The organism is Protofrankia sp. CiP1_Cm_nod3, from assembly GCF_982290655.1.
On the sequence record NZ_CEVIVD010000007.1, the window covers coordinates 1 to 1,546 of the forward strand.

Genomic DNA, 1,546 nt, shown 5'->3' on the forward strand with positions numbered 1-1,546 from the left:
TTCCAGCGCGGAGATGAAGTTGCTCTTGCCCGCCCCGTTCGGGCCGATCAGGACGTTCAGCCCGCCCAGCCGGACCCGCGTCGAGCGGATCGAGGTGTACCCCTCGACCGTCACCGCCGCAAGCCGGCCTGTCATCATGCGATCACTCTACGGCGGGCGCCGCCGCGGGCGACGTCTGGCTGTGCATCCGGGCTGGCCGAGGAAGCGGTACGTGGCCCCGGCCAGGGACTCTGCTGCTTAATTCGGGTGGGCCGCGTTTGCGGCATGATCGCCTCTGTGGTCCTGTCGTGTCGTGGGCCGCGGGAGGTGGAGCGCATGTCGTTGCAGCCCAGAGGGCTGCCGGAGATCCCGACACAGACCGTGGCGGCCGCGCGGGCGGCGTTCCCGCGGGGGACGTTGGCGATGCGGCTGCGCGACCGGCTGGCCGAGGTGTTCGTCGACGAGCCGCGTTGCCGTTACGGCTGATCACGGACGTTCTCACCACCCAGGCGGGCGTCCCCGACGTGCAGGTCACCCTGCCTGTCCAGCGCACCCTTGCCGACCGTGGTCTCACCCCCGCCGAGCACTACCTGGACGCCGGCTACCGGAATGCTGCCGCGCCGTGAACCGGCGGGACCTCGACCTCGACGACCCGGCACTCGCCCCACTCCCGCCCCAGCAATCCGGCCCCTTCTACGGCCCGACCTGACGGCACCGTTCAGGAGCTCGGGGAGCTGGTCAACACGAGCAGGAAGGCGCTGTCGGCGGTGTAGCTCCAGGCGGGGCGGATCCAGATGTGGGGCTCTGGCCCTGTTTGAGGACACTCCCGGTATGACGTCGATCTGGGTGGCGGTGGTCCGCGTCAGCCCGGCCGTGCGGGAGAAGCTGAGCGTTCGACACGGTCTTGACGCCGACGTTGTGATCAACGCGATCCAGTGTGTCGCAGGTCTCCAGCGGGCTTGGTATGATCATCCCAGTCGGGGGCGGCGAGCCCTGGTGAAGACCCAGGTGCGAGGAATGCGGGTGCTTATTGTGCTCTATTCGACTGGCCTCGGCGTGTGTCAAGGCCGCCGGCCGGTGGGGGACAGCGGCCGGCTATGCCGGTCGACGGATGTACACCGCCAGTGACGGCAGCCCGCCCGCGGACGGGGCCATGCGCATCCGGTGCTCGGTGCCGGTGGGCAGCCGGACCGTCCGCTGCGGCCCGAACGCCCACCGCAACAGCGACGACAGTTCCCGCGCGTCGGGTGGGTCGGAGTGAAACCGATAGCGGGACTTGCGGGCCGCAAGGATCTGGCCGAGGCCGACCGGAATGTCCGGCCGCGCTCGGGGTAACGCGATCCGCCCGGTGGCCGCGGACAGCCCGTCAAGGACGACTTCCCGGTTCGGCGAGCCGTTGAGGAGATCCTGGATCCGCTGAATACGACTGATCGCGTCCGCGCTGTCACTCATGTTCGTCCTCGTCGGCCCCCCGGAACGACCCGGTCAAACTGTCCGGCCGGCGGTACGGCCGGATGCCGCGTGGCTGGGTGCGGTGCGACTGGGTGCGCCGCGTTCGGATGCCGTG

4 protein-coding genes are annotated in these 1,546 nt (G+C 69.9%); 2 read left to right on the top strand and 2 right to left on the bottom strand.

Annotated features, from left to right (window positions below; all coding sequences use genetic code 11):
* Nucleotides 1-138 (bottom strand): AAA family ATPase (locus tag AC5LUJ_RS03105; protein WP_445548746.1); only part of this gene is annotated, 138 nt, incomplete at its 3' end.
* Between the two features lie 177 nt (nucleotides 139-315).
* On the opposite strand from AC5LUJ_RS03105, the gene AC5LUJ_RS03110 reads away from it, so the two are divergent.
* Entirely contained in the window at nucleotides 316-465 is a 150-nt protein-coding gene (locus AC5LUJ_RS03110) for a hypothetical protein (protein ID WP_493464424.1), read from the top strand.
* The gene (locus AC5LUJ_RS03115) at nucleotides 450-605 is read left to right on the top strand and encodes a hypothetical protein (protein ID WP_250285720.1); all 156 of its coding nucleotides are present in this window, start codon (nucleotides 450-452) and stop codon (nucleotides 603-605) included. The genes AC5LUJ_RS03110 and AC5LUJ_RS03115 overlap by 16 nt, the downstream gene beginning before the upstream one ends.
* Nucleotides 606-1,074: 469 nt before the next feature.
* Here AC5LUJ_RS03115 and AC5LUJ_RS03120 read toward each other — a convergent pair whose 3' ends face one another.
* Nucleotides 1,075-1,431 carry a nitroreductase family protein gene (locus AC5LUJ_RS03120; RefSeq protein ID WP_250285721.1) on the bottom strand — a complete coding sequence of 119 codons (357 nt, stop codon included), beginning with the start codon at nucleotides 1,429-1,431 and terminating at the stop codon, nucleotides 1,075-1,077.
* Nucleotides 1,432-1,546 lie beyond the last annotated feature (115 nt).

Coding starts and splice junctions, on each gene's coding strand:
- AC5LUJ_RS03110 (WP_493464424.1), top strand. CDS start 316: ATGTCGTTGCAGCCCAGAGGGCTGCCGGAGATCCCGACACAGACCGTG.
- AC5LUJ_RS03120 (WP_250285721.1), bottom strand. CDS start 1,431: ATGAGTGACAGCGCGGACGCGATCAGTCGTATTCAGCGGATCCAGGAT.